The sequence below is a fragment of the Kitasatospora sp. NPDC059577 genome, assembly GCF_042735475.1.
In the GTDB taxonomy this organism is placed as follows: domain Bacteria; phylum Actinomycetota; class Actinomycetes; order Streptomycetales; family Streptomycetaceae; genus Kitasatospora.
The window spans coordinates 80,999-104,235 of record NZ_JBHWBZ010000004.1 but is presented as its reverse complement, the minus strand read 5'-3'; the positions used below and the strand labels follow the sequence as shown (position 1 = coordinate 104,235).

General features: G+C 75.3%; 14 protein-coding genes and 4 tRNA genes. 16 read left to right on the top strand and 2 right to left on the bottom strand.

All coding sequences use genetic code 11. From position 1 onward, the window contains the following. Positions 1-117 precede the first annotated feature (117 nt). The 7 genes from ACFV0O_RS05875 to ACFV0O_RS05845 all read left to right on the top strand — a co-directional run bounded on the left by ACFV0O_RS05875 (position 118) and on the right by ACFV0O_RS05845 (position 7,406). Complete coding sequence (locus tag ACFV0O_RS05875) at positions 118-1,344, top strand: S1C family serine protease (RefSeq protein ID WP_380336887.1); 1,227 nt, start codon at positions 118-120, stop codon at positions 1,342-1,344. A 77-nt stretch (positions 1,345-1,421) separates the two neighbouring features. Next, positions 1,422-1,509 (top strand) — tRNA-Ser (locus ACFV0O_RS05870). Between the two features lie 130 nt (positions 1,510-1,639). Next, positions 1,640-2,467 (top strand): MerR family transcriptional regulator, encoded by an 828-nt coding sequence (locus ACFV0O_RS05865; RefSeq protein ID WP_380336884.1) that lies wholly within the window; start codon positions 1,640-1,642, stop codon positions 2,465-2,467. 75 nt (positions 2,468-2,542) lie between these two features. Beyond that, the gene (locus tag ACFV0O_RS05860) at positions 2,543-3,784 is read left to right on the top strand and encodes an MFS transporter (protein ID WP_380336882.1); all 1,242 of its coding nucleotides are present in this window, start codon (positions 2,543-2,545) and stop codon (positions 3,782-3,784) included. A gap of 133 nt (positions 3,785-3,917) precedes the next feature. Then, positions 3,918-5,282, top strand: coding sequence for an FAD-linked oxidase C-terminal domain-containing protein (locus tag ACFV0O_RS05855; RefSeq protein WP_360253813.1), 1,365 nt, complete (start codon positions 3,918-3,920; stop codon positions 5,280-5,282). A 456-nt stretch (positions 5,283-5,738) separates the two neighbouring features. Continuing rightward, complete coding sequence (locus ACFV0O_RS05850; protein WP_380336879.1) at positions 5,739-6,068, top strand: hypothetical protein; 330 nt, start codon at positions 5,739-5,741, stop codon at positions 6,066-6,068. Between the two features lie 552 nt (positions 6,069-6,620). Further along, on the top strand, positions 6,621-7,406 hold the full coding sequence (locus ACFV0O_RS05845; RefSeq protein WP_380336876.1) for a pyridoxal 5'-phosphate synthase: 786 nt from the start codon (positions 6,621-6,623) through the stop codon (positions 7,404-7,406). A gap of 124 nt (positions 7,407-7,530) precedes the next feature. Here ACFV0O_RS05845 and ACFV0O_RS05840 read toward each other — a convergent pair whose 3' ends face one another. After that, entirely contained in the window at positions 7,531-8,625 is a 1,095-nt protein-coding gene (locus ACFV0O_RS05840) for a DMT family transporter (protein ID WP_380336873.1), read from the bottom strand. A gap of 152 nt (positions 8,626-8,777) precedes the next feature. Here ACFV0O_RS05840 and ACFV0O_RS05835 point away from each other — a divergent pair, with 152 nt between their 5' ends. The 3 genes from ACFV0O_RS05835 (at position 8,778) to ACFV0O_RS05825 (ending at position 12,983) form a co-directional block, all read left to right on the top strand. Next, complete coding sequence (locus tag ACFV0O_RS05835; RefSeq protein ID WP_380336871.1) at positions 8,778-9,638, top strand: DUF1906 domain-containing protein; 861 nt, start codon at positions 8,778-8,780, stop codon at positions 9,636-9,638. 62 nt (positions 9,639-9,700) lie between these two features. After that, positions 9,701-11,050 carry a hypothetical protein gene (locus ACFV0O_RS05830; RefSeq protein ID WP_380336869.1) on the top strand — a complete coding sequence of 450 codons (1,350 nt, stop codon included), beginning with the start codon at positions 9,701-9,703 and terminating at the stop codon, positions 11,048-11,050. A 271-nt stretch (positions 11,051-11,321) separates the two neighbouring features. Next, positions 11,322-12,983, top strand: a complete 1,662-nt coding sequence (locus ACFV0O_RS05825) for a long-chain fatty acid--CoA ligase (protein WP_380336866.1) — start codon at positions 11,322-11,324, stop codon at positions 12,981-12,983. A gap of 95 nt (positions 12,984-13,078) precedes the next feature. On the opposite strand, the gene ACFV0O_RS05820 is transcribed toward ACFV0O_RS05825, so the two are convergent. Beyond that, positions 13,079-16,627 (bottom strand): PAS domain-containing protein, encoded by a 3,549-nt coding sequence (locus ACFV0O_RS05820; RefSeq protein ID WP_380336863.1) that lies wholly within the window; start codon positions 16,625-16,627, stop codon positions 13,079-13,081. Positions 16,628-16,805: 178 nt separating this feature from the next. Between ACFV0O_RS05820 and ACFV0O_RS05815 the strand changes: the two genes are divergently transcribed. From ACFV0O_RS05815 to ACFV0O_RS05790, 6 genes are all read left to right on the top strand, one after another. Next, a tRNA-Ser gene (locus ACFV0O_RS05815) sits at positions 16,806-16,899 on the top strand. Positions 16,900-17,139: 240 nt separating this feature from the next. Continuing rightward, positions 17,140-17,215 (top strand) — tRNA-Arg (locus ACFV0O_RS05810). Between the two features lie 31 nt (positions 17,216-17,246). Continuing rightward, positions 17,247-17,322 (top strand) — tRNA-Arg (locus ACFV0O_RS05805). Between the two features lie 796 nt (positions 17,323-18,118). Next, complete coding sequence (locus ACFV0O_RS05800; RefSeq protein ID WP_380336860.1) at positions 18,119-20,638, top strand: Ig-like domain-containing protein; 2,520 nt, start codon at positions 18,119-18,121, stop codon at positions 20,636-20,638. A gap of 193 nt (positions 20,639-20,831) precedes the next feature. Then, positions 20,832-22,115: an SPFH domain-containing protein gene (locus ACFV0O_RS05795; RefSeq protein ID WP_380336858.1), complete on the top strand. Its 1,284-nt coding sequence runs from the start codon at positions 20,832-20,834 to the stop codon at positions 22,113-22,115. Next, positions 22,112-23,125, top strand: a complete 1,014-nt coding sequence (locus ACFV0O_RS05790; RefSeq protein WP_380336855.1) for a C40 family peptidase — start codon at positions 22,112-22,114, stop codon at positions 23,123-23,125. Before ACFV0O_RS05795 ends, ACFV0O_RS05790 begins: the two co-directional genes overlap by 4 nt. The last annotated feature ends 112 nt before the right edge of the window (positions 23,126-23,237 follow it).

Here is a 23,237-nt window from a genome sequence, read left to right as displayed (position 1 = left end):
GCCGCCGCCCGGGCCCCGGCCCCGGCGCCCGCGCCGGCCCCCCCGGCGCCGCCCGTGGCGCCGGCGGCGCAGGCCAACCACCTGTTCGGCTCTGGACTCCGCGGCTGCGTCTGGTGAGTGTACGAGCCCGCCGCCTGGGGTGGCGCGGGCCACCCCGGTGGCCCGAACGGCCCGCTCGGCTACCCGGCCGAGTACCCCGGCGGCCCGAACGGCGGGGGCCCGCGCAGGAAGCGCGGCGGCCTGGTCGCCCTGATCGCGGCCGTCGCCCTGGTCGCCGGCGTGGCCGGCGGCGCGCTCGGCGTGACCGTGGCCGACCGCAACAGCAGCAGCACCTCCGCGGACGACCACCGCAGCACCACCGTCCAGGCCAGCGACACCCAGAAGAACGAGCCCGCCCCGGGCTCGATCGCCGCCATCGCGCAGAAGGCGCTGCCCAGCGTCGTCACCATCAAGGCGCAGGGCAACGGCGAGTCGGGCACCGGCACCGGCTTCGTCTTCGACACCGAGGGCCACATCCTCACCAACAACCACGTGGTCGCGCCGACCCTCAACGGCGGCAAACTGACCGTCAAGTTCGCCGACGGCACCTCGTACAACGCGTCGGTGCTGGGCCACGCCGAGGGCTACGACGTCGCCGTGGTCAAGATCGACAACCCGCCGAAGAGCAAGCTGGCCCCGCTGCCGCTGGCCGACTCCGACAAGGTCAACGTCGGCGACGCCACCGTCGCGATCGGCGCGCCGTACGGCCTGGAGTCCACCGTCACCAGCGGCATCATCAGCGCCAAGGACCGCCCGGTCGCCTCCGGCGACGAGACCGGCTCGCAGGCCTCGTACATGAACGCCCTGCAGACCGACGCCTCGATCAACCCCGGCAACTCCGGCGGCCCGCTGCTCGACTCCGGCGGCGCGGTGGTCGGCATCAACTCGGCGATCCAGTCCAACGCCTCCGCCAACGGCCGGGCCGGCAGCATCGGCCTGGGCTTCGCCATCCCGATCAACCAGGCCAAGTGGGTCGCGGACACCCTGATCAAGACCGGCAAGCCGGTCTACGCCAAGCTCGACGTGCTGCGCAACGACGACTACAAGGGCGACGGCGCGCAGATCCAGACCAAGGACATCCAGGGCCAGCCCGCCGTCACCCCCGGCGGCGCGGCCGACAAGGCCGGCCTCAAGCCGGGCGACGTCATCACCAAGCTCGGCGGCGTGCCGATCGAGAACGGCCCCGCCCTGGTCAGCCGGATCTGGACGCACAAGCCCGGCGAGACCGTCGACGTCGAGTACACCCGCAACGGCCAGACCCTCACCACCAAGGTGACCCTCGGCCAGCGCGACGGTGACCAGTGACCCCCGCCAGCTGACCCGCGACGCCGCGAAACGGTGTGCGCCGAACCCCGCCGGACCCGTTAGGCTGACCTCCGCCTGGAGAGCTGCCCGAGCGGCCTAAGGGAACAGTCTTGAAAACTGTCGTGGCGTGACCCGTCACCGTGGGTTCGAATCCCACGCTCTCCGCTGGTAGGAGAACCACCTGCTCAGGGCGGGTGCCGACATCGATTCGGCACCCGCCCTTCGCGTTCCCGGGGTCGGGTCCGGCGGCCGGGGTTGACCCTGACACCGTGGGAGGCGATGGAGTGGAGCCACCATGTTGACCATCGGAGACTTCGCCAGCCACGGCCGGGTGTCGGTGCGGATGCTGCGCCACTACGACGCGATCGGACTGCTGCGGCCCGCCCGGGTGGACCCGGTCAGCGGCTACCGCTCCTACGAGGCGGCCCAACTCGCCCGACTGAACCGGGTGATCGCGCTCAAGGAGCTCGGTTTCACGCTGCAGCAGGTGCGCGCCGTCCTGGACGACGAGGTGGACGCGGCCGAACTGCGCGGGATGCTGCGGCTTCGGCGGGCCCAACTCGCCGAGGCCATCGCGGCGGACGAGCTGCGGCTGGCCCGGGTGGAGGCGAGGCTCCGGACGATCGAGAGCGAGGGGACCATGTCCGCACACGATGTCGTGGTGAAGCCGGTGCCGTCCGTCCGGGCGGCCCAACTGGCCGGTGTGGCCGCGAGTTACGAGCCCGAGGACATCACGCCGGTGATCGGCCCGCTGTTCGCCGAACTGTGCCGGCGGATGGCCGCGGCCGGGGTCGAGGCGACCGGCCCGTCCATCGCCCGGTACGAGGACGCGCCGGAGGGCGACGGCTCGGTGCTGGTCCTGGTCGCCGTCCCGGTCGGACCGTCGGTGCGGCCGGCCGGGCACGACTTCGAGGTGCTCGACCTGCCGCCGATCGGGGAGGCGGCGACGATCGTGCACCGCGGCCCGATGGACGGGGTGCTGGGCACCGTCCAGGAACTGGCCCGGTTCATCGAGGAGAACGGCTACCGCTCGGACGGCTACGCCCGGGAGCTGTACGTGGAGTGCCCGGAGGACCCGGCCGGGTGGGTCACCGAACTCCAGGAGCCGGTGGTCCGCCGGTAGGCCCTGTCCGGCCGATCTTGCCGGGCCCGCGCGCGTTTGCCCTCGACCGGGTCGAGGGTCCTAGCGTCGCCCGGCATGACGACCACCGCCACCCGCGGCGCCGGCGGCACCGCCACGGACCCCGCCACCGGCCCGCGGGCACCGCTGCCCGCGCCGTACCTGCTCTGGCTGGCCGGGACCCAGGCCGGACTGCTGGGCGACGCCGCACTGTACTTCGCCCTCGGCTGGGCCGCCTCGGCGCACGGCGGCGGGGCGGCGGCCCTCGTGCTGACCGCGGTCACCGTGCCGCGGACGATGCTGGTCCTGCTGGGCGGCGCCGTCGCGGACCGGTTCGGCGCCCGCCGGGTGATGCTCGTCGGGGACACGGTCATGCTGGTCGCGACCGCCGCCCTGGCCCTCGCGGCGGGCGGGCGGGCCACGCCGCTGTGGCTGCTGGTCGCGGCGGCGGCCGTGATCGGGACCGTCGACGCCTTCCACCTCCCGGCGAGCGGGTCGATGCCCGCCCGCCTGGTGCCCGCCGACCGGCTGCCCCGGGCGCTCGCGCTGCGCCAGGCGGGCGGGCAGGCCGCCGTCCTGCTCGGGGCACCGCTGGGCGGCCTGCTGGTCGCCATCGGCGGGCTGCCCGGTGCGGCGGCGGCGGACGCGGCGAGCTTCGGGGTCGTCCTGCTGGTCCTGCTGCGGGTCCGGCCACGTGAGGGGGCGCCGTCCGCCGCGTCGGCCGGCCTGCTGCGGGAGGCGGTGTCCGGCATCCGGCTCGCCCTCGGCGACCCGCTGCTGCGGTCCGCGCTGCTGCTCACCGGCGCGGCCGCCGGGGCACTGCTGCCGGTGGTGTCCCTGCTCGGTCCGCTGCTGGCGAGGGCGCACGGCTGGACGGCGGGCACGGCGGGACTGGTGACCGGCGGTCAGGCGGCCGGGGTGCTCGCGGTGGCCGGTCTGGTCGCCCGGTGCGGCGCGCTGCCCCGGACGGGGGTCGGGGCAGCGGCCGGACTCGGGACGGCGTCGGCGGGGATCGCGCTGCTGGCGCTGGCCGCGGGGCCGGTGACGGCGGTGGCCGGCAGCACGGTCACGGGCATCGGATCGGGGCTGTTCGCCTGCCACATCGGACCGCTGGTGCTGACGGGCGCTCCGCCGTCCCACCTCTCCCGGGTACAGGCGCTGTCGACGCTCGTGCAGAGCGTGGCCCTGGTGGTGTCGAACGCCCTGCTGGGCCTGCTTGCGGACGCGACGGGCGCGGCCCTGCCCACCCTGCTCTGCGCCCTCGCCACGGCTACCGCCGCCGTCACCGCGCTGGCCACCCGCACGCTCCGCCGCGCCTGACCGACGGCGGACGCCCACGGCCGGGGCCGCCCGCCACGGGCTCCCGGTCGGGCCCGAGGCCCACTTGCCGCACCACCGGCACGCGGGCAGAGTGCGGAGTGCGGAGCTGGTCGGGCGGCGGGCGGAGGCGGCGATGAGTGATCTGACGGACCGACTGGCGCTGGGCCTCCCGGCCGGGGCCGTGGTGGTGGACCCCGACGTGACCGCCGCGTACAGCCGCGACATGGCCGGGTTCTGCGCGGCCGGCGTGCCCGCCGCGGTGGTGTTCCCGGAGACGGTCGAGCAGGTGCAGCACGTGATGCGCACCGCGACCGGGCTGCGCGTGCCGGTGGTGCCGCAGGGCGCCAGGACCGGCCTCTCCGGTGCGGCGAACGCGGTGGACGGCTGCGTCGTGCTGTCGCTGGTGAAGCTGGACCGGATCCTGGAGATCGACCCGGTGAACCGGATCGCGGTCGTCGAGCCCGGTGTGGTGAACGCCGAACTCTCGCGCGCGGCGGGGGAGTCGGGCCTGGCCTACCCGCCGGACCCGTCCAGCTGGGAGTCCTGCACGATCGGCGGCAACATCGGCACCGGAGCGGGCGGGCTCTGCTGCGTGAAGTACGGCGTCACCAGCGAGTACGTGCTCGGCCTGGACGTGGTGCTGGCGGACGGGCGGCTGCTGTCCACCGGCCGCCGGACGGCCAAGGGCGTGGCCGGCTACGACCTGACCCGCCTGTTCGTCGGCTCGGAGGGGACGCTCGGCGTGGTGGTCCGGGCCGTTCTGGCGCTGCGGCCCGCGCCAGCCCCGCAGCTGGCGTTGGCGGCGGAGTTCCCCAGCGCGGACGCGGCCGGTGCGGCGGTCTGCGAGGTGATGGCGCGGGGCCTGACCCCGTCGCTGATGGAGCTGATGGACGCGGTCTCGGTGCGGGCCGTCAACGAGTTGGGGCAGATGGGGCTGCCGGAGTCGACCCAGGCCCTGCTGCTGGTGGCCTTCGACGGGCCGGACCGGGTCGGCGAGCTGGCGCGGGTCGCGGAGCTGTGCCGGGCGGCCGGGGCGACCGAGGTGGTGCCGGCCGAGGACCAGGCGGAGTCCGATCTGCTGCTGGCCGCCCGGCGGCTTGCGCTGCCCGCGCTGGACCGCTTGGGCACCACGATGATCGACGACGTGGCGGTGCCGCGGTCCCGGCTGGCCGAGATGCTGAACGGCGTCGCGGCGATCGCGGAGCGGCAGGGGCTGACCATCGGGGTGGTCAGTCACGCCGGGGACGGCAACACCCACCCGATCGTGATCTTCGACGCCGGGGACGCGGAGCAGACCGCGCGCGCCCAGCGCTCCTTCGACGAGATCATGGCGCTCGGGCTGGAGCTGGGCGGCACGATCACCGGCGAGCACGGGGTGGGGCTGCTCAAGCGGGACTGGCTGGCCCGCGAGCTGGGCCCGGTGGCGCTCGACCTGCAGCGGCAGCTGAAGGCGGTCTTCGACCCGCTGGGGATCCTGAACCCGGGCAAGATGGTCTGATCCTCTCCGGCGACCGACGGTGGATTGTTCGTCTTCTTGCGTCCGCCGTTTCGGTGTGACTTTCCGATGGTCTGCGAATGGCTGAAAAAGTCGACACGGGAGGGTGGTCGAACCTTTCCGGGGCGTGTCCGCGATCCGTCCGCGCCGGGGTGGTGCGCTCGGTGGTTCGTGTGGCGCCGAAGCGCCGCGTCACATCGCGCTCGAATCGACGGCCGTTCGGGCAACGTCCCAGGTGAATGGCGGTGCGTCGGCGCGCTCTCCGGTTTCCCCGACGTCATGCGCGGCCCGGGCGGATATCACGCTAACGGGCGAAAACTGCCGGACGAGCTAGTGCTTTGTCGATTTGTTGCGGAAGTCTGTCTCCCGGCGTCGCAGCCACCAGGTGTTCGTCTGGCCGACGAACCCCGCACACCATGCTCGACCGTTGCGCGATCAACAGCTTTTCTGGAGGCTTTCATGGCTCGCATCCACCCCCGGCGGGTGGCCGGACTCCTGCTCGCCGGTCCGCTCGCGGCCGGTCTGCTACTGCTGGGTGCCGGCATCGCCGCCGCCGACAACGGCGCGGGCGCCGCGGCCGGCTCCAATGCCGGCGTGGTCTCCGACGTCGGCACCGGCAACGTCTTCGGCGGGGTCGACGGCAACGACGTCTCCACGCAGCAGACGGCCACCGGCTCCGGTGCCTCGAACCAGAACAACACGCTCGCGGTGAAGGACAACGCGGGCGCGATCCTGGCAGGTCAGGGCAACAAGAACGTCAACGTCATCTTCGCGCCGATCTTCCCCTGACCACGGGGCCGTACGACGGCACGACCGCACGACCGCACGACCGCGTGACCGCAGGGCCGCAGGGCCGTGCGACCGCGCCGGGTCCTACCGGGCACCACTGAGGGCGGGGGCGCCGGAGGTGGGTGGCCGCGGGTGAGCTGAGCACCCGAGGACGGGCCCGGGCCGTTCCGGACCGGACCGGACCGGTCGATCCGACCAGGACGACCGCAACAGCCGGAACAGCCGGACAGCCGGACAGCCGGAACGACGACCGAAACGACCGCGACAACCGGAGGGAACCGCGCATCACCGAGGGAACAGCGCATGACCGGCCAGCGGAAAGGGTCACCGCGAAACCGGCCCCGTGGGCGGTGCCACCATCGGCACCGCCCACGAGTGCGTCCGGCGCCGTCCCCGGGCCGACCGGCCGTGATCCGTCCACCGAGGGCCCGCGCCCGGAGCCGTCGGCCCTCGGCGGTACGGTTGCGCTCCGACAGCGCACCACGCGCCGGAGCCCGGAAAGGAGGGCCCGGCCGGGGTGGTGACCGCGGCAACCGGAGGAGAGGGCGCGCGATGGCGGCGGAGGAGGAGGGCCTGACCGGCCCGGACGAGGCCTGGCCCGCACCGGAGCCGGCGGCGGAACGCCCCGAGCCGGTGGCCGCGCCGCCCGGCGAGCGCCGGCCCGAGCCCCGGTCCGTCCCGGAGCTGCTGCTGGGTCGCCCGCCGATGGCCCGCCCGCTGCCGTTCTTCGACCACGAGGCCGCCGCCGCCGAGCCCGGCCCGCTGTTCGTGGACTGGCTCGCCACCGCCCTGGACGCCGGGGTGCTGGACCCGCAGGCGTTCACCCTCTCCACCGTCGACGCGGACGGCATGCCGGACGCCCGGGTGCTCGTGCTGCGCGACGTCGACGCGGCCGGCACCGGCTGGAACTTCTCCGCCGCCGCCGACAGCCCCAAGGGCCGTCAGCTCGCCGACCACCCGGCCGCCGCGCTGACCGTCTACTGGCCGCAGCTTGGCCGCCAGGTGCGGGTGCGCGGCAGCGTCGAACGGGCCCTGGACCTGGTCGCCGCCGCCGAGTTCGCCACCCGTTCGCCCGCCGCCCGGGCCTCCTCGCTGGTCGGCCGGCAGAGCGAGCCGCTGGCCTCGCTGACCGAGTACGACGAGGCGGTGGCGGTCGCCCGTCGTCGGCTGGAGGCGCACCCCGACGTCGTCCCGCCCGGCCACGCCGTCTACACGCTGTGGGCGCACGAGGTGGAGTTCTGGCAGGGCGACTCCCAGCGCCGGCACGTCCGGCTGCGCTACACCCGCAGCGGTCCGGTCAGCTCCCCGGACTGGTCGCGCTCCCTGCTCTGGCCGTGAGCCGGCCGGTGGCCACGGCCCGGCCGTGAGCCCGCGGTGACCACGCACCAGCCGTGCGCCCCCACCGGCCGTGAGCCGGCCGTGGCCGCCGTCGGCTACGGCCGGCCGCCGTGCGCCGGCGCGCCTACCGTCGCCCGGTCAGCGTGGCGCCCACGCTGGCCGCCACCACGCAGCCGATCCCGGCCAGCTGCGGCACACCGAGCAGCTGGCCCAGCACCACCAGGCCGACCAGCGCGCTGACGGCCGGCTCCAGGCTGACCAGCACGCTGAACACCCGCTGCGGCATCCGCCGCAGCGCGGTCATCTCCAGCGCGTAGGGGATCACCGGCAGCAGCAGCGACACCCCGGCCACCGAAGCGAGCAGCACCACCGGCGAGGCGCCGGGCGCGGTCAGCCCGTGCCAGGCCTCGCCGAGCCCGAGCGGAGCCAGCGTCAGCGCGCCGACCGTCATCGACACCGCCAGCCCCTGGAACCCCTGGAAGGCCGCGCCGACCTTGTCGGTGAACAGGATGTACGCGGCGTAGCAGGCGGCCGCGCCGAAGGCGTACAGCAGGCCGACCGGGTCGAGCGAGCCGCCGCCGTCCCCCTCGCCGAGCAGGGTCAGCAGCACAACGCCGGCGGCCGCGAGCAGCGCCCAGAGCAGGTGGCTGGCACGGCGGGCGAAGACCAGGGCGACGGCGAGCGGGCCGAGGAACTCGATGGTCGCGGCGGTGCCCATCGGCAGCCGGTCGATCGCCCCGGCGAACAGGCAGGTCATCCCGGCCGAGGCCATGCCGAGCAGCGCGGCCGCGCCGAGGTCGCGCGGGCTCTTGTCGCGCAGCTTCGGGCGGGTGACGGCGAGCAGGATCACGGCGGCGAAGCCGAGCCGCAGGAAGGTGGTGCCGCTGACCCCGAGCGGGCCGAACAGCGGCTTGGACAGCGCGATGCCGGTCTGCACGAGGAACATCGCGGTCAGGCAGAGAAGCGGCGCCGGGATCCTCCTCCGGCCTTCGGCCGCGGAGCCCCCCGTCGGGCGCCGCAGGACCTTGCCGAACCGGCCGGTGGACCGGCCGGACCGTGTTCCGGGCGGCGCCGCGGGGCCGGACGCCCCACCTCGTCGCCAGCCGCCCCGCTCGCCGGCAGGCTCGCCCTTGGGGGCGGGCGGCATGGCGAGGGCCTCGGCGACGGCGGTGGCCGACGACGAGGCTGCGGAGGTTTCGCTGGTATGGGAGGTGGGCATAGCGGCGAGTTTGCCGTAAGGAGTGATAAGTCAGCAAGCTCGTTACCAAAATGTGGACGGATGCGGACGGGTGCGTCTGAAAGGGTGGACGCGCGCGGGCTCGGCGGCGTGGCTTCCGCATTCGTCCGACGATCCGTCAGTACCAAGGCGTGGTGCGCTATCTCCGCCCTGCGGCCCTCCTCGCCGCCTCCCTCGTGCTCCTGCTGGCCACCGACGGGACGGGCGCGAGCGCGGGAGCCGCCGTCGCCGTCCCCCGCATCCGGGCCGTCACCCTCCCGGACCGGCCCGGCCCGCTCCACTTCAGCGAGAGCTGGAGCGGCACCGCCTTCGACGCCTGCAGCGCGCCCCCGCTCGACGCCCTGCGGGCCTGGCGCACCGCCTCCCCGTACGGGGCGGTCGGCATCTACCCCAGCGGGTCCCAGCGCGGCTGCGGCCAGCCCCGGCTCACCGCCGAGTGGGTGCGCCAGGCGCGCGCGATGGGCTGGCGCTTCCTTCCGGTGCACGTCGGACTGCAGGCGCCGTGCAGCGACCCGGGCCGCAAACCCCGGCGGATCGACCCGGCGAAGGCCGCGCAGCAGGGCCGCGACGAGGCGGCCGAAGCCGTCCGCGCGCTGCGGTCACTCGGCTTCGGCCCGGGCAACCCGGTCTACCTGGACATCGAGGCCTACCCGATGCGCGACCCGGCCTGCGGACAGGCCGTGGTCGACTTCACCCTCGGCTGGACCCAGGCCCTGCACTCCGCCGGCTACCGCTCCGGCTTCTACTCCAGCCTCGACTCCGGCATCGCCGACCTGGCCGCCGCCGCCCGGGCCGGCAGCTCGCCGCTGCCCGACGCGCTCTGGTACGCCCGCTGGGACGACCACGCCGACACCGCCGGCTCCGGCGGCCTCGACCCCGACCTGTGGAGCGTCCACCAGCGCGTCCACCAGTACCGCGGCAACGTCGCGGAGTCCTACGGCGGCGCCACCCTCACCGTCGACCGCGACCAGGTGGACGGCCCGACCGCCGACTGACCCCGCCGATACGGCTGACCCCGCCGATAGGGTGGCCCCCGATCCGGCACAGGGGGGCGGAAATGGCGAACGACCAGGAACACGGCGGCCCGAACGGCTACGGCCACGGCGCCGCGAACGGCTACGGCCACGGCCACGGCGCCGCGAACGGCCACGGCCACGGCCACGGCGCCGCGGGCGGCCAGGGCGCGGTGCCGCCGCAGAATCCGTACGGGCAGCCGGCGCCGTACGGACACAACCCGTACGCCCAGCCCGTCCCGCCCCCGCAGCCGTACCCGGCCCAGCCCACGCCACCGCAGCCGTACGGCGCCCAGCCGCCGCCCGCCGCCACGTCGCCGTACGGCACCCGGCAGCCGTCCGCCGCCCGCCCGGACGCCGCCCGACAGCCCGTCCCCGCACCACAGTCGGGCGTGCCGTCGCAGCCCGGCGGCTTCCCCGGCCCGCTGCCCCGCCGCAACCGCTTCGCGGTGCTGCTGCAGTTCCTGCTGCAGTGGATCTACGCCCCGCTCTGGATCGTCGGACTGGTCATCCTCTTCGCCGTCCTGATCCTCTCGGACTACAACGGCGGCGGTCCCGACTCCGACGGCTGGCTGAGGGTCAACCGCAGCTTCATCCCGCCGCGCCGCCTGCGCGCCGAGCTCACCGGCCGCCCGGAGGACTGGGAGCGCTACGTCACCCCGATCATCGAGCGCCGGATCGCCGCCGCCGAGGCCAAGCACGCGGCCGGCGGCGGCGAGGTGCGGGCCGACCTCGGCCGGGAGGTGTCGTTCGGGCTCGCCGACCGCCTCTACCGGGGCCTCGGCGCGGCCGGCGTGGTCCGGATCGGCGAGCGGTACGGCTGGCGGGGGGCACGGCCCTCCGGCACCGGCGGCGAGCACGTCCGGCTGGTCCGCCACTTCCCCGCCCCGACCGGCCTGAACGCCCCCGCCCCGCAGGACCCGCCCGCCGCCCCCGGCACCCCGTGGGGCCCGCAGCCGACCCGCTCCGCCCTGCTGCTGCCGTTCGTCTTCGTGCTCCAGGTCCTCTACGTCCCGGTGTACGGCCTGGCGACCTTCTGGGTGGACCGCCCCGAGCCCGACTACTGGGAGCGCTGGGGTGCCCGCTGGACGGTCGGCCCGCGCGCCTTCCGCGCCGAGTTCACCGACAGCCCCGCCGCCTGGGACCGCCACATCCGCCGCATCCTCGACCGCGACACCAAGCGCGAACTCTCCCGCGCCGCCGACACCTACCGCACGGTCACCGCCCCCGACGGCACCTTCCACCGCCGCATCCGGCTCCACCGCGCCACCTACCGCGGCGCCGGCGCCCACCGGGCCCTGCGCCTCGCCGCCGAACAGGGCTGGACCCTCGACCCCGCCTACACCCCCGACCCCGCCAACTCCCTCCGCCTCTGCCGCCGCGACCACCGCTGACCCCGGCCGCACCGGGACCCGCCTTGCGTTCTTCCGACGATCCGGTGCCGACGCGGTACGGCGAGATCCCCGCCGACGTGCGTTCCCGGCTCCCGGAGCTCCTGCGACGGCGGGCGGAGGGCGGGTCCGGCGCGAATCCGTGATCCGTGCAACGGGGCCGGGATGCTGACAGGGGTGGCGCGGGGCGGCAAAATCGGGCAGGTCGGCGCGCATTACCGCCCGGTAGGTGCCGCAGGCGAAGCCGCCAGTGCCGCCAGGTCAAGGAGGACCCGTGTTCAGCACGATGCAGGACGTCCCGCTCACCGTCGCCCGAATCCTGGAGCACGGGTCCACGATCCACGGCCGCTCGACCGTGACCACCTGGGACGGCACCGGACCGGTCGTCCGCACGTACGCCGAGGTGGGCGCGCGGGCCGCGCAGCTGGCGTGCGCGCTGCGCGACGAGCTCGGGGTCACCGGGGACGACCGGGTCGCCACCCTGATGTGGAACAACGCCGAGCACCTGGAGGCGTACCTCGCCGTCCCCGCCATGGGGTCCGTGCTGCACACGCTGAACCTGCGGCTGCCCGCCCAGCAGCTGTCGTTCATCGTCAACCACGCCGCCGACCGCGTGATCATCGTCAACGGCACGGTCCTCCCGCTGCTCGCCGCCGTCCTGCCGGACCTCGCGCCCACGCTCAGGCACATCGTGGTGAGCGGTCCCGGTGACCGGTCGCTGTTGGCCGGCTTCGCGGGCGGCGTGCACGACTACGAGGAGCTGATCGCGGGCCGGCCCACCGCGTTCCCGTGGCGGGGCGACCTCGACGAGCGGCAGGCCGCGGTGCTCTGCTACACCTCCGGAACCACCGGTGACCCCAAGGGCGTGCTCTACAGCCACCGCTCGGTGTACCTGCACTGCCTGCAGGTCAACACCGGCGACAACTTCGCCTTCACCCCGCGCGACATCGCGCTGCCGGTGGTCCCGATGTTCCACGTGAACGCCTGGGGCATCCCGCACGCCGCCTTCATGTCCGGCGCCTGCCTGCTGATGCCGGACCGCTTCCTCCAGCCCAAGCCGATGGCCGAGATGATCGCCGCCGTCCGCCCCACCGTCAGCGCCGCCGTCCCCACCATCTGGAGCGGCCTGCTGGACGAACTCGACGCGGGCGACTACGACACCTCCAGCCTGCGCATGGTGGTCATCGGCGGCAGCGCCTGTCCGCCGTCGCTGATGAAGGGCTTCGAGGAGCGCCACGGCATCCGGGTCATCCACGCCTGGGGCATGACCGAGACCTCGCCGCTGGGCTCGTTCGCCCAGCCGCCGGGCGGTCTCACCGCCGAGGAGGAGTGGCCGTACCGGGTCACCCAGGGCATCTTCCCGGCTTCCGTCGAGGCCCGGCTGATCGGCCCGGGCGGCGAGCGGATGCCGCACGACGGCGTCTCGGCGGGCGAGCTGGAGGTGCGCGGACCGTGGATCGCGGGGGCGTACTACGGCGGCGCCGGGCAGGACCCGGTGCGCCCGGACGACAAGTTCTCCGAGGACGGCTGGCTGCGCACCGGTGACGTCGGCACGATCACCGCGGACGGCTACCTGACCCTGACCGACCGGGCCAAGGACGTCATCAAGTCCGGCGGCGAGTGGATCTCCTCGGTCGAGCTGGAGAACCAGCTGATGGCGCACCCCGAGGTGGCCGAGGCCGCCGTGGTCGCCGTCCCGGACGAGAAGTGGGGCGAGCGCCCGCTGGCCACCGTGGTGCTGCGTCCGGGCGCGACCGTCGGGCTGCGGGAGCTGCGGGCCTTCCTGGCCGAGCGGATCGCGGCCTGGCAGCTGCCCGAGCGCTGGTCGATCGTGGAGTCGGTGCCGAAGACCTCGGTCGGCAAGTTCGACAAGAAGGTGATCCGGGCCGACTACGCGGCGGACGAGCTGGACGTCACGGTGCTCGGCAAGGAGTAGCCGCGGGCCCGTGAGGAGGGCCGGTCACTCCCGTACGGAACGGGGGTGACCGGCCCTTCGACGTTTCCCGGGGGCGCGGCGCGTGACGGCGCGGCTCAGCCCGCGGCGGCGACGCCTGCCTCGCCCATCGCGCCGATGCGTCCGAGCAGGTCGACGATCCGGCCCTGGACGTCCTCGCTGGTCGAGCGCTCGGCGAGGAACAGGACCGTCTCGCCGGTGCGCAGCCGGGGCAGTTCGCGCGGGTCGAGGTCGACCGAGGTGTAGACGACGAGCGGGGTGCGGTGCAGCCGGTCGTTGGCGCGCAGCCAGTCCAGCAGGCCGACCCGGCGGCGGCGGATCTGCAGCAGGTCCATCACCACCAGGTTGGGCTGCACGCTGCTGGCGCGGGCCACGGCGTCGTTCTCGTCCACGGCGTGCTCGACGTGCATGCCGCGCCGCTCCAGGCTGCTGATCATGGCGGCGGCGATGTCCGGGTCGCCCTCGACCAGCAGGACCCGCGGGGCGTGGTGCTCGCCGTCGCGCGGGGCGAGGGCGCGCAGCAGCACGGCCGGGTCGGCGCCGTACACGGCGTCCCGGGTGGACTGGCCGAGGCCGGCGGTGACCAGCACCGGGACGCGGCGGTTGAGCGCGGCGGTGCGCAGCGACTGCAGTGCGGTGCGGGTGATCGGGCCGGTGAGCGGGTCGACGAAGAGGGCGGCGGGGAAGCCGGAGGCCTGGGCGTCGACCTCCTCGCGGGAGCTGACGATCACCGGGAGGTAGCCGCGCGCCTGGAGGGCCTGCCTGGTCGCCGGGTCGGGCTCGGGCCAGACCAGCAGCCGCCGGGTGTTGGCCAGCTCGCCGCCGCCGGTCGGTGACTGCTCGGGGACGGGCCGCTCGTCGGCGGCCGGGAGTTCGGCCATCGCGCGCGGGGCGGTCCGGGCCTCGGCGGGCACGGCGGGCACGGCGGGCAGTGGCGGGGCGCCGAGCGGTCGCGGCGGGGTGAGTTCGCCCAGGCCGGTGCCGACCGGGCGCGGGGCCTGCGGTTCCTCGGCGGCGGGCAGCGCGGGCCGGGCGGGCTCCAGCGCGGTGCCGGGCGCACCCGTCTCCTGACCGGACGGACCGGACGGTGCGGGCAGTACGGGGGGCGCGGACGGGGCGGTGGCGCCCGTCGACGCGTCCGGGCCGGGGCCCGGCGGGACGGCCAGCCGGCGGCGGCGGCCGGTGGGCGCGGCGGCGGCCTGCTCGGGCGGTGCGGGTGCGGGGCCGGCCGGCAGGGCGTGTTCCAGGCCGGGGTACACCGGGGTGTCGGTCGCGCCGGGCAGCGCGAAGCCGCCGGAGGAGTCCTCGGTGGAGGGGAGGGCGCGTCGGCGGCGGGGCTTGGGCTCGCCGGCGGACCCGTCCGGGGCGGTCCCGTCGGTGGGGGTGCCGCCCGGTGGGGTGCCGTCGGCGGCGGGGGCGTCGGCCGGAGCGGCGGCCGGGGTGGCCGGCTGGGACGCGGTCGGGCCCGGGCCGAGGGCCAGCGGCTCACGGCCGCCGGACCGGTTCTGCTGGGCCCGCTCGCCCTGGACGGGCACGGCGTAGGCGGGGCCGGAGCGGCCGTCGTCCTTGCCCCACGGGTCGCTGTGCGCGCCGTCCGGACCGGCCAGGCCCTGGCGGCCGTACGCGGGGTCGTTGCCGGTGCCGTTCCACTGCTCGGGGACGGCCCGCTCGACCCGGGCGGGGGCGTTCGGCCACTGGTCGGCGGGGACGTCGGGAGCGGCGGGCGGGGTGGGCGCCGGGGTCTCGCCGACGGGGCGGCCGCGGCGGCCGCGGCGCTCGGTGGCCGGGGGTTCCTCGGCGGGCGTCCGCTCGGCGGCCGGGGCTTCGCGGCCCGGCTGTCGGCCGGACTCGGCGCTGTCGGCGGTCTCGCCGCTGCTGGGCAGCTGCGGGATGCCCGGCAGTTCGGGGAGGACGGCGCTGTCGCTCTCCTTGGGCCGGTCGGAGCGGCCCTCGGCGGTGGCGCGTTCGGCGGCGGCCTTCGCGGCGGCCGGGTCCAGCGGCAGTTCGACAACGTAGGTGGTGCCGGCCTTGCCGGGCAGCTCGTGCGGCTGGAGCACGCCGCCGTGCCGCTCGACCACCGAGCGGGCTATCGGCAGGTGGACGGGGCTGCCGCCGACGCCGGGGCCGCGGATCTCGACCCGGGCGACCTCGCCGCGCTGGGCGGCGGCCAGGACGACGGTCGGCACCTCGGGGGCCGGCGGCAGCGCGGGGGCGCCGCCGGCCAGGCCGGGCACGGTCAGGCCGGGGGAGGGGGCGGCGGGCGGGTCCAGGTCGAGGCGGGCGCCGCTGACGTCGGCGACCAGGTGGGCCAGGGCCTGGGCGAGCCGGCGCTCGTCGGCGATCACCTCGACCGCGGCGGCGTGCACCGAGAAGCGGACCCGGCCGGGGCCGACCAGCTCGCCGGCCTCCTCGACGGCCCGGCGGACCACCTTGTCCAGGGCGACCGGCACCCGGGCGGCGGCCTTGCGCCGGCTCTTGCCGTCCTTGCCCGGCTCGGCGGCACCGGACTCCTTGCCGTCCCCGGACTCCTTGCCGTCCTTGGCCTCCCCCGTGCCGCCCTCGCCGGCCTCGGAGCGCTGGTGGTCGAGGACGCCGTCGATCAGCTTCCCGAAGCGGCGGCACTCGGCGGCGAGCCGGCGCAGCGTCCAGTTGGCCTCCGGCCAGAGTTGTCCGGCCGGGTCGGCGGCGAGCGCGTCCAGCCGCTGGTTCAGCGCGGTCAGCGCGCCGCCCAGTTCGCTCTCCAGGACGGCGGTGAGGTGCTCGTTGCGGGCGACCAGGGCGAGTTCGCGGCTGCGGTCGGTGAAGGTCATCACCGCGCCGACCAGCTGGTCGCCGTCCCGGACCGGGGCGGTGGTGAGGTCGACGGTGACCGGACGGCCGTCCTTGCGCCACAGCACCGTGCCGCGCACCCGGTGCTTGCGCCCGGAGGTCAGGGTGTCCAGCAGCGCGGACTCCTCCAGCGCCAGCGGGCTGCCGTCGGCCCGGGAGTGCTGGATCAGCGGGTGCAGCTCACGCCCGCCCAGTTCGCTCGCCCGGTACTCCAGGATGTGCGCGGCGGCCGGGTTGACCAGCACGCAGCGCCCTTCGAGGTCCACCCCGAGCACGCCCTCGGCGGCGGCGCGCAGGATCATCTCGGTCTGCTTGTGCTGGCGGCGCAGTTCGGCCTCGACGCCGAGCCGGCCGGAGAGGTCGCGGACCAGCAGCAGGAGCAGGTCGGAGGAGGACGGCGAACGGGAGCCCTCGCGGTACGGGTCGTACGGGACGAGGGGGGAGAGCGCGTAGCCGCGGCTGTTGTCGTTGTCGTCGGCGAAGTCGTTGCCGGAGACCTCGACCGGGAAGGTGGTGCCGTCGGTGCGGTGGGCGGTCATCCGGACCGGGCGGTCGAGGGCGTCGCCGTCGCGGGTGGCCGGGCGCATCGAGCCGGGGATCCGACTGGGGTCGAACTCGGGCAGCAGGCCCAGCACGCCCATGCCCACGAGTGAGGTGCCGGGCGCCTGCAGGGCCTGCACGGCCGCGCTGTTGGCGTCCACGACGGTGCCGTTGCTGTTCACCAGCAACAACGCGTCGGGCAGGGCGTCGAGTATGGCGGCGAGGCGAGCAGCGCCTCGGATCGGCCTGCTGCTCACGTCGACAGGTCTCCTCGGCTCGGGGCAGCTCCTCCGGAGACGGCAGTATCTCATTCTTCTTTGCGGCGGGGACGACCCGCCTAGTAACGTTGGCGGTGGTTGGTGCCGAGCCCCAGGGTTGTGGCATCATCACTGACACACGGAACGGCTCCGCTTCGCGCGGGTGCGGTCCATGTGGGGAGGCTTCGCCTAGTCCGGTCTATGGCGCCGCACTGCTAATGCGGTTTCGGGGTTATTCCTGATCGAGGGTTCAAATCCCTCAGCCTCCGCCAGTCGGGAGCCCCCGTCGACGATCACGTCGACGGGGGCTCTTCGCATTCCCGGGGCAGGTCGGGTCCGGCCCGCGCCTGCTCCCGCGCCCCGTTCCCCCTCTCCCCGGCCCCGTCGCGGACCGGTCGCGGACCGGGCGGGAGCAGGCCAGGAGCGGCCCCGGGGTAATCGATTTCGCCCCACGTCGCAGGTCATGTAATGTTGTCCCCGCAACGCCCCGGGGGCACGGTTCACCGGGGCGAGCGCTCATAGCTCAACGGATAGAGCACTTGACTACGGATCAAGAGGTTGCAGGTTCGAATCCTGCTGAGCGCACCAACCACTGCAAGATCGGGTTCGCCCGTTCCTTGCGCTCATAGCTCAACGGATAGAGCACTTGACTACGGATCAAGAGGTTGCAGGTTCGAATCCTGCTGAGCGCACCAACGAGAAGCCCCCGGCCACCGGCCGGGGGCTTCTCCGTTTTCCGGCTCCTCCTTCCGGGTCCGCCCGGCCGGCCGGTCTGCGCCGGCCCGTCGTGCGCGGTGCGTGGTGCGTCCCGGTGGTCCCGTCGAGTCCGCCGGAAGGGCCGGCGGCACCCGCGGTCGAGGTGACGGGCGAGCGGCGGGGCCCGGACCGTTCCCGACGGGTGCGGCGGCCACCCGTTCCGGGGCGCTCCCCCCGGTGAGACGAGCCATTCGTACGGAGTTCCCCGATGAATGGTCAGGTGCCGGACGCCGGTGTCCGTCGGATAGGCCGGGAATTCCCATTCCCGCGTCCGTCCGGGTGCTATCGAGCGCCTCCCAACGGATGAAATGCAGCCGTTTCGGGTACATCCCGTCCTGCCGCCCGGATGACCGCCGAACGGGTGGGACGCGGCTGAAAGCGCCGGTGTCGTTGTTCGGCCGCTCCGACACCGTGATTTTTTTGTCGGATCTTGTGTCCACACCTGCCTCCCGGCAGCCGACCGTGAAGGAGAGCCGGATGAGCCGACAGTTCCCCCGTACCGCTGCCTCCCTGGCCGTCCTCACGGCCGGGCTGCTGACCGGTTGGAACGCTCCGCTCTCGGCGGCCCGCCAATCCCCTGACGCCTGGTCGGGGGAACACCGCGCGGTGCTGCCCTCGGGACTTTCCGTCCGGATCGATTTCGACGCCTCTCCCGGAGTGGGTTCCGTCGCCGGAGCGGGAGAATTGGCGGAACGGCCGGGAGGGGGGAAAGCCGGACCCCGTTATGCGGACGGAATGCACCCCGGAGATCCCGCGCAGACCTTCGACATCACTCCGGCCGGTCCGCAAGCGGACGGTTCCTGGCACACCGCCGGAACGCTCCGGCTGACATTCTCCCGGCCGGTCCGCAATCCCCGGCTGCACCTCAGCGGCCTCGCCGCGACCGCCACCGGGAAATCCGGCACCACCGGCACCGCGACCCGGCTCAGCCTCACCGACGGCTCGCCCGCCGCCCCCGCCCTGGTCGGCCGCACCGACTGGACCGGTTGGACGGTCGACGGCAGCACCCTCGCCCCCGCGGGGCGGGACGGCACCTCCGACGGCGCGCCCGGCTCCGCGGCCGAGGGCTCCCTGGAACTCGCCGGGACCGTCCGCACCGCGGCGTTCCGGGTCGAGCAGCGCTCCACCGCCCGGGCCGGCAGCACCACCGCCCCGCCCGTCCTGCGCCAGGCGTACACCGTCACCGTCGACGAGGGCGTGGGCACCGCGCCGCAGGCCTACGGCAACGCCTCGCACGTGGTCTCCGACCTCTTCCTCGGCGCCGACGCCACCAACCCGACGCGGCGTGCCGGGGACCGGTCCGCCGGGGCCGCGGGCGACGAGCCGCTGGTCCGGCTCGACCACGGCGCCTCGCTGCGCAGCCCCTTCGCCGGCCCGCCGCCCAAGCTGCAACCCGGCCGCGGCGAGTACCCGGGAGCCGACCCGTCGATCAGCTTCCCCGCCGAGGCCGCGATCGGCCGCTACTACCGGCTGACCGTCCCGGTCGAGGTCGGCGACCAGCCCGCCACCCTCGCCGGCTGGATCGACTTCGGGTACACCGGTCGCTTCGAGCCCGCCGAGCGGGTGCAGACCGAGGTCCAGCCCGGCGCCGACACCGCGACCCTGGAGTGGACCGTCCCGTCCGGCGCGGCGTCCGGCGAGACCTGGGCCCGGCTGCGGATCGCCCGGGACACCAGCCAGCTGGTCTCCTCCGGCGGCTTCGCCGACTCCGGGCAGGTCTCCGACCAGCGGATCAAGCTGACCGTCGGAGCCGCCAGGCCCGAGATCGCCGAACCGGTCGACGGCACCGTCCTCGCCGACGCCCGCCCGGAGATCAGCGGCGACGGCGCGGTGGCCGGCGCCACGGTCGAGGTCAGGGAAGGCGACACGGCGCTCTGCCGGGCCAAGGTCGGGCGCGGCGGCGACTGGTCCTGCCACCCCGCCGCGGCACTGGCCGCGGGCACCCACGGCCTCACCCCGGTGGAGACCACCAGCGGCGGCGTGGTGTTGCGCGGTGAACCGGTCAGGGTCGCGGTGAAGACCGCCCCGCCGAACGCCCCCGCGCTCACCCTCCCCGCGTACACCAACGACCCCGAGCTGCAGCTCACCGGCACCGGCGACGCGGGCAGCACCGTCTCGGTCACCGACCGCACCGCGGGCGGCGAACTGTGCAGCACGGCGGTGCGGCCGGCCGGCCGGTGGTCCTGCCTGCCGGTCGAGGGCCTGACGGAGGGGAAGCACCAGCTGGCCCCCGTCGCCGTCGACGCGGCGGGGAACCGGACGGCCGGGCAGCCGGTCACGCTGGTGGTCGACACCGTCGCGCCGGACCGGCCGGTGCTCCGCTCGCCGGCTCCGGGGGAGACCTTGCGAACCAGCCGCCCGACGCTCGGCGGGCGGGCGGAACCGGGTGCGAACGTGCTGGTCACGGCCGGGTCGGGCGCGGGCTCCGAGCAGCGGGCCGTGCTGTGCGGGGCGACGGCGGCGCTCGACGGGAGTTGGACCTGCACCGCCAACCGGGACCTGACGGACGGGGAGCAGTGGCTGACCGTCACGGCCACCGACCAGGCGGGGAACGGGACGTCGGCGGACGCGGTGCGGGTGCGGGTCGCCGTCGGGGCGGTGGTGCCGACTCCGGCGGTGCCGAGCCCGGCCGCTCCGAGCCCGTCGGCCGTGAGCCCGTCGCCGTCGGTGGCGCCGTCGATGTCGCCGTCGGTGTCGCCGTCGGCCTCGGTCCCGCCGAGCCCGGTGGTGTCGAGCACGACGGTGCCGGTCGCGTCGGTACCAGTCGCGTCGGGCGCGGCCACGGGTTCCGCGTCGGCCTCCGCCCCGGTCGCGGCGAGTCCCGGTCCGTCCGTCGCGGCGGTGCCCGAGGTACCGGTGCCGCCGGGGGTGCTGCCGATCGTCGTTCCGCCGGTGTCCGCTGATCCGTCCGGTCCTGCCGTACCCGCCGTTCCGAATCCCTCGACCGCTGCGACCACGGTGAGCGGTGCGACCGCCTCGCCGACCGCGATCCCGAGCCCGAGTCCGACTCTGACCTCTGCCGTCAGCCCGTCCCGGGCCGGCTCCGCCGCCGGTTCCGCCGGTTCCGCCGAATCCGGGAGGGGCGCGGCCCGGCCGTTGGCCGTGCCGCCGGTGGAGCGTTCGCAGAGCGCGGCCGCGGGGTCCGGGGAGGTCGGCCGGCGCGCCGGACTCGCCGGGATCCTGCTGGTGCTCGCCGGAATCGGGCTGATCACCCGTCGGGTGTTCGCCCGTGGGCCCGGTGCTCGACGGCGCTGACCTGCGCCGAACCGTCCGACCATCCATTCATGTGCCTGCGCGTCAGGTCGGCTTTGGACGATTCGTCAGTAAATGTCGACACACCTCGACTCAAATGTCGCATTTGATGACGTATGAACTTAGCCTGACCCTGGCACTGCCCGTCAGATCCGGGCCGCCCGTTGCGCGACACACCGACCCAGAGGACCCGTGCATGGACGTCACCCGCGACTCTTCGCAGCGACCCGAAAACCTGACCCAGAGCCTCCCGCCGGCACTGCCGGAACGTTCCGCCTCCGGAGCCAGCCCGCTGGCCAGGGTCACGGCGGTCAGAACGGCGGAGGCCGCCGAGCCGGTCGGCCCGGCCGACGGCGGACCGGCGACCACCCCACTGGCGATCGTCCCCGGGCCGTCCTCCGCCGGCCCGGCGGACCTGCGGGACCCGCTGGAGAGGGCCGCCCCGGAGACCGTCGAGCTGCTGGACGCCGCCTCGGCCGGGGCCCCCGCCGCCGCCACGTCCCGGCGTCCGCCGCGCGCCGACCAGGCGCTGCGCGAGCACGGCGCCACCGCGCTGCCCGGCTGGACCGCCCTGCTGGTGGTGCTGCTCGGGCTGGCCGGGGTCGTGTTCCTGCTGCTGCGCACCGGCGTCGTCCCGCACTGGGACCGTCTCGCGGACCTGCGCGGCCCCGCCGCGCGGGCGAGCGGACGGGCCGAGGCGGACACCGCGGCGATCGCCGGGGTCGGCACGGCCGGCCTGCTGGTGGTGCTCGCGCTCGCCGGGCTGCTGGCCAACCCGGGCGGCGAGACCCGGGTGCTGACCCGCTGGGGCCGCTACCGGGGCACCGTCCGCCGGACCGGCCTGGTCTGGGTCAACCCGCTGCTGCGCCGCCGCCGGGTGGACGTGCGGCTGCGGCACTGGCGCAGCGAGCCGGTGAAGGTGGTCGACCGGACCGGCACGCCGATCGTGGTTCGACTGCTGATCGTCTGGCGGGTCAAGGACACCGCGCGGGCGTCGCTGGCGATCGAGGACCACGAGGGCTACCTGCGCGAGCAGGTCCAGGCGGTGCTCACCCGCACCGCGTCCACGCTGCCCTGCGACAGCAACGCGGCGCCCGGCCCCGCGCTGCGCGACGGGCAGTGGTTCGCCGACGAGTTGACCAGGGCGCTGGCCGCCGAGGTCGCCCCGGCGGGCCTGGAGGTCTACTCGGTGCAGCCGTTGGGGCTGGACTACGCGCCCGAGGTCGCCGAGTCGATGCGCCGCCGGCGGCTGGCCGAACTGGACGCGGGCCTGCGGACGGTGCTGGTGGACGACGCGGTGGAGGCGGCGGCGCTCGCCGTCCGCCGTCTGGAGCGAGCGACCGCGCACGAACTGGACGAGGCCGCCCGCAGCGCGCTGATGGAGCAGCTGCTGGTCGCCTTCGTCGCCCCGGCCGGAGTGGCCGCCTCGGTACCGCCCCCGGCCGTCCGTGCCGGGCGGAAGGAAGGACGACCCGCATGAGGATAGCCACCGGCTCGTACGCCGGACCCGCCGTCACGGCCGGTCCGGCCGGCTCGGTCGGTCCGGAGGAGGATCCCGGCCTGATCGGCTTCGAGGAGCTTCTCGGCAGCGTCCCCGCGATCGCCGGTTGCGGTTGCCCGAACTGCGCGCCCCGGCCGCGCACCGCCCGCACCGGGGCGGCGGCCGGCGGCAGCCGAATACACCGTGCCGTGCGGAGCACCTGCCTGGCGACCACCGTGCTGGCGGGCGCCGGCGTGGTCGGGCTGACGGCCGGAGCCGGGTCCGCGCACGCCGCCGCCGGGAAGCAGGGCTGGGACGGGTCGAAGTACTGGTTCAAGAACGGTGCCGGCGAGTGGCGCTGGACCGGCCACTACGAGGTCTACGCCGACCGCACGGGCCGGACCGGCGGCTCGGCCGGGTCGGGCGGGTCGGGTGCCAAGGCCGTCTCCAACGGACCGGCCGCCTCCGCGGGCCCGCGCCAGGGCTGGGACGGGTCGAAGTACTGGTTCAAGAACGGCAGCGGCGAGTGGCGCTGGACCAGCCACTACGACGTCTACCTGGACCGCACCGGGCAGTCCGGCGGCGGTTCGGCCCCGGCCCCCGCCCAGCCCGTCGGCCGTCCGTCCTCGGACACCGCGCCGGCCTCCGGGAGCCGGGAGACGGCCGTCGACTACGCGCTCGCCCAGCTGGGCAAGCCGTACGTCTGGGGCGGTGACGGCCCGTCCGGCTACGACTGCTCGGGGCTGGTGCAGCAGGCCTTCCGGCGCGCGGGGATAAGCCTGCCGCGGGTGGCCGACGACCAGTACGCGGCGACCACGCCGATCACCGCCGGGCAGCTGCGCCGGGGCGACCTGGTGTTCTGGTCGGACAGCGGCCGCGCCTCGGGGATCCACCACGTGGGGATATACCTGGGCGGCGGCACGTTCGTGGAGGCGCCCCGGCCGGGCAAGACCGTCCGGGTCTCGACCCTCGTCGCCGGCTACTACCCGACCCACTTCGGGCGGCCGTGACCCCGCGGACACCACTCCCCCGCCGACACCACCGGGCCCCCCCCCCCCCCCCCCCCCCGGCGGGGGCGGGGGGGGGGGGGGGTGGGGGGGGGCGCGCAGGGGGGGCGGGGAG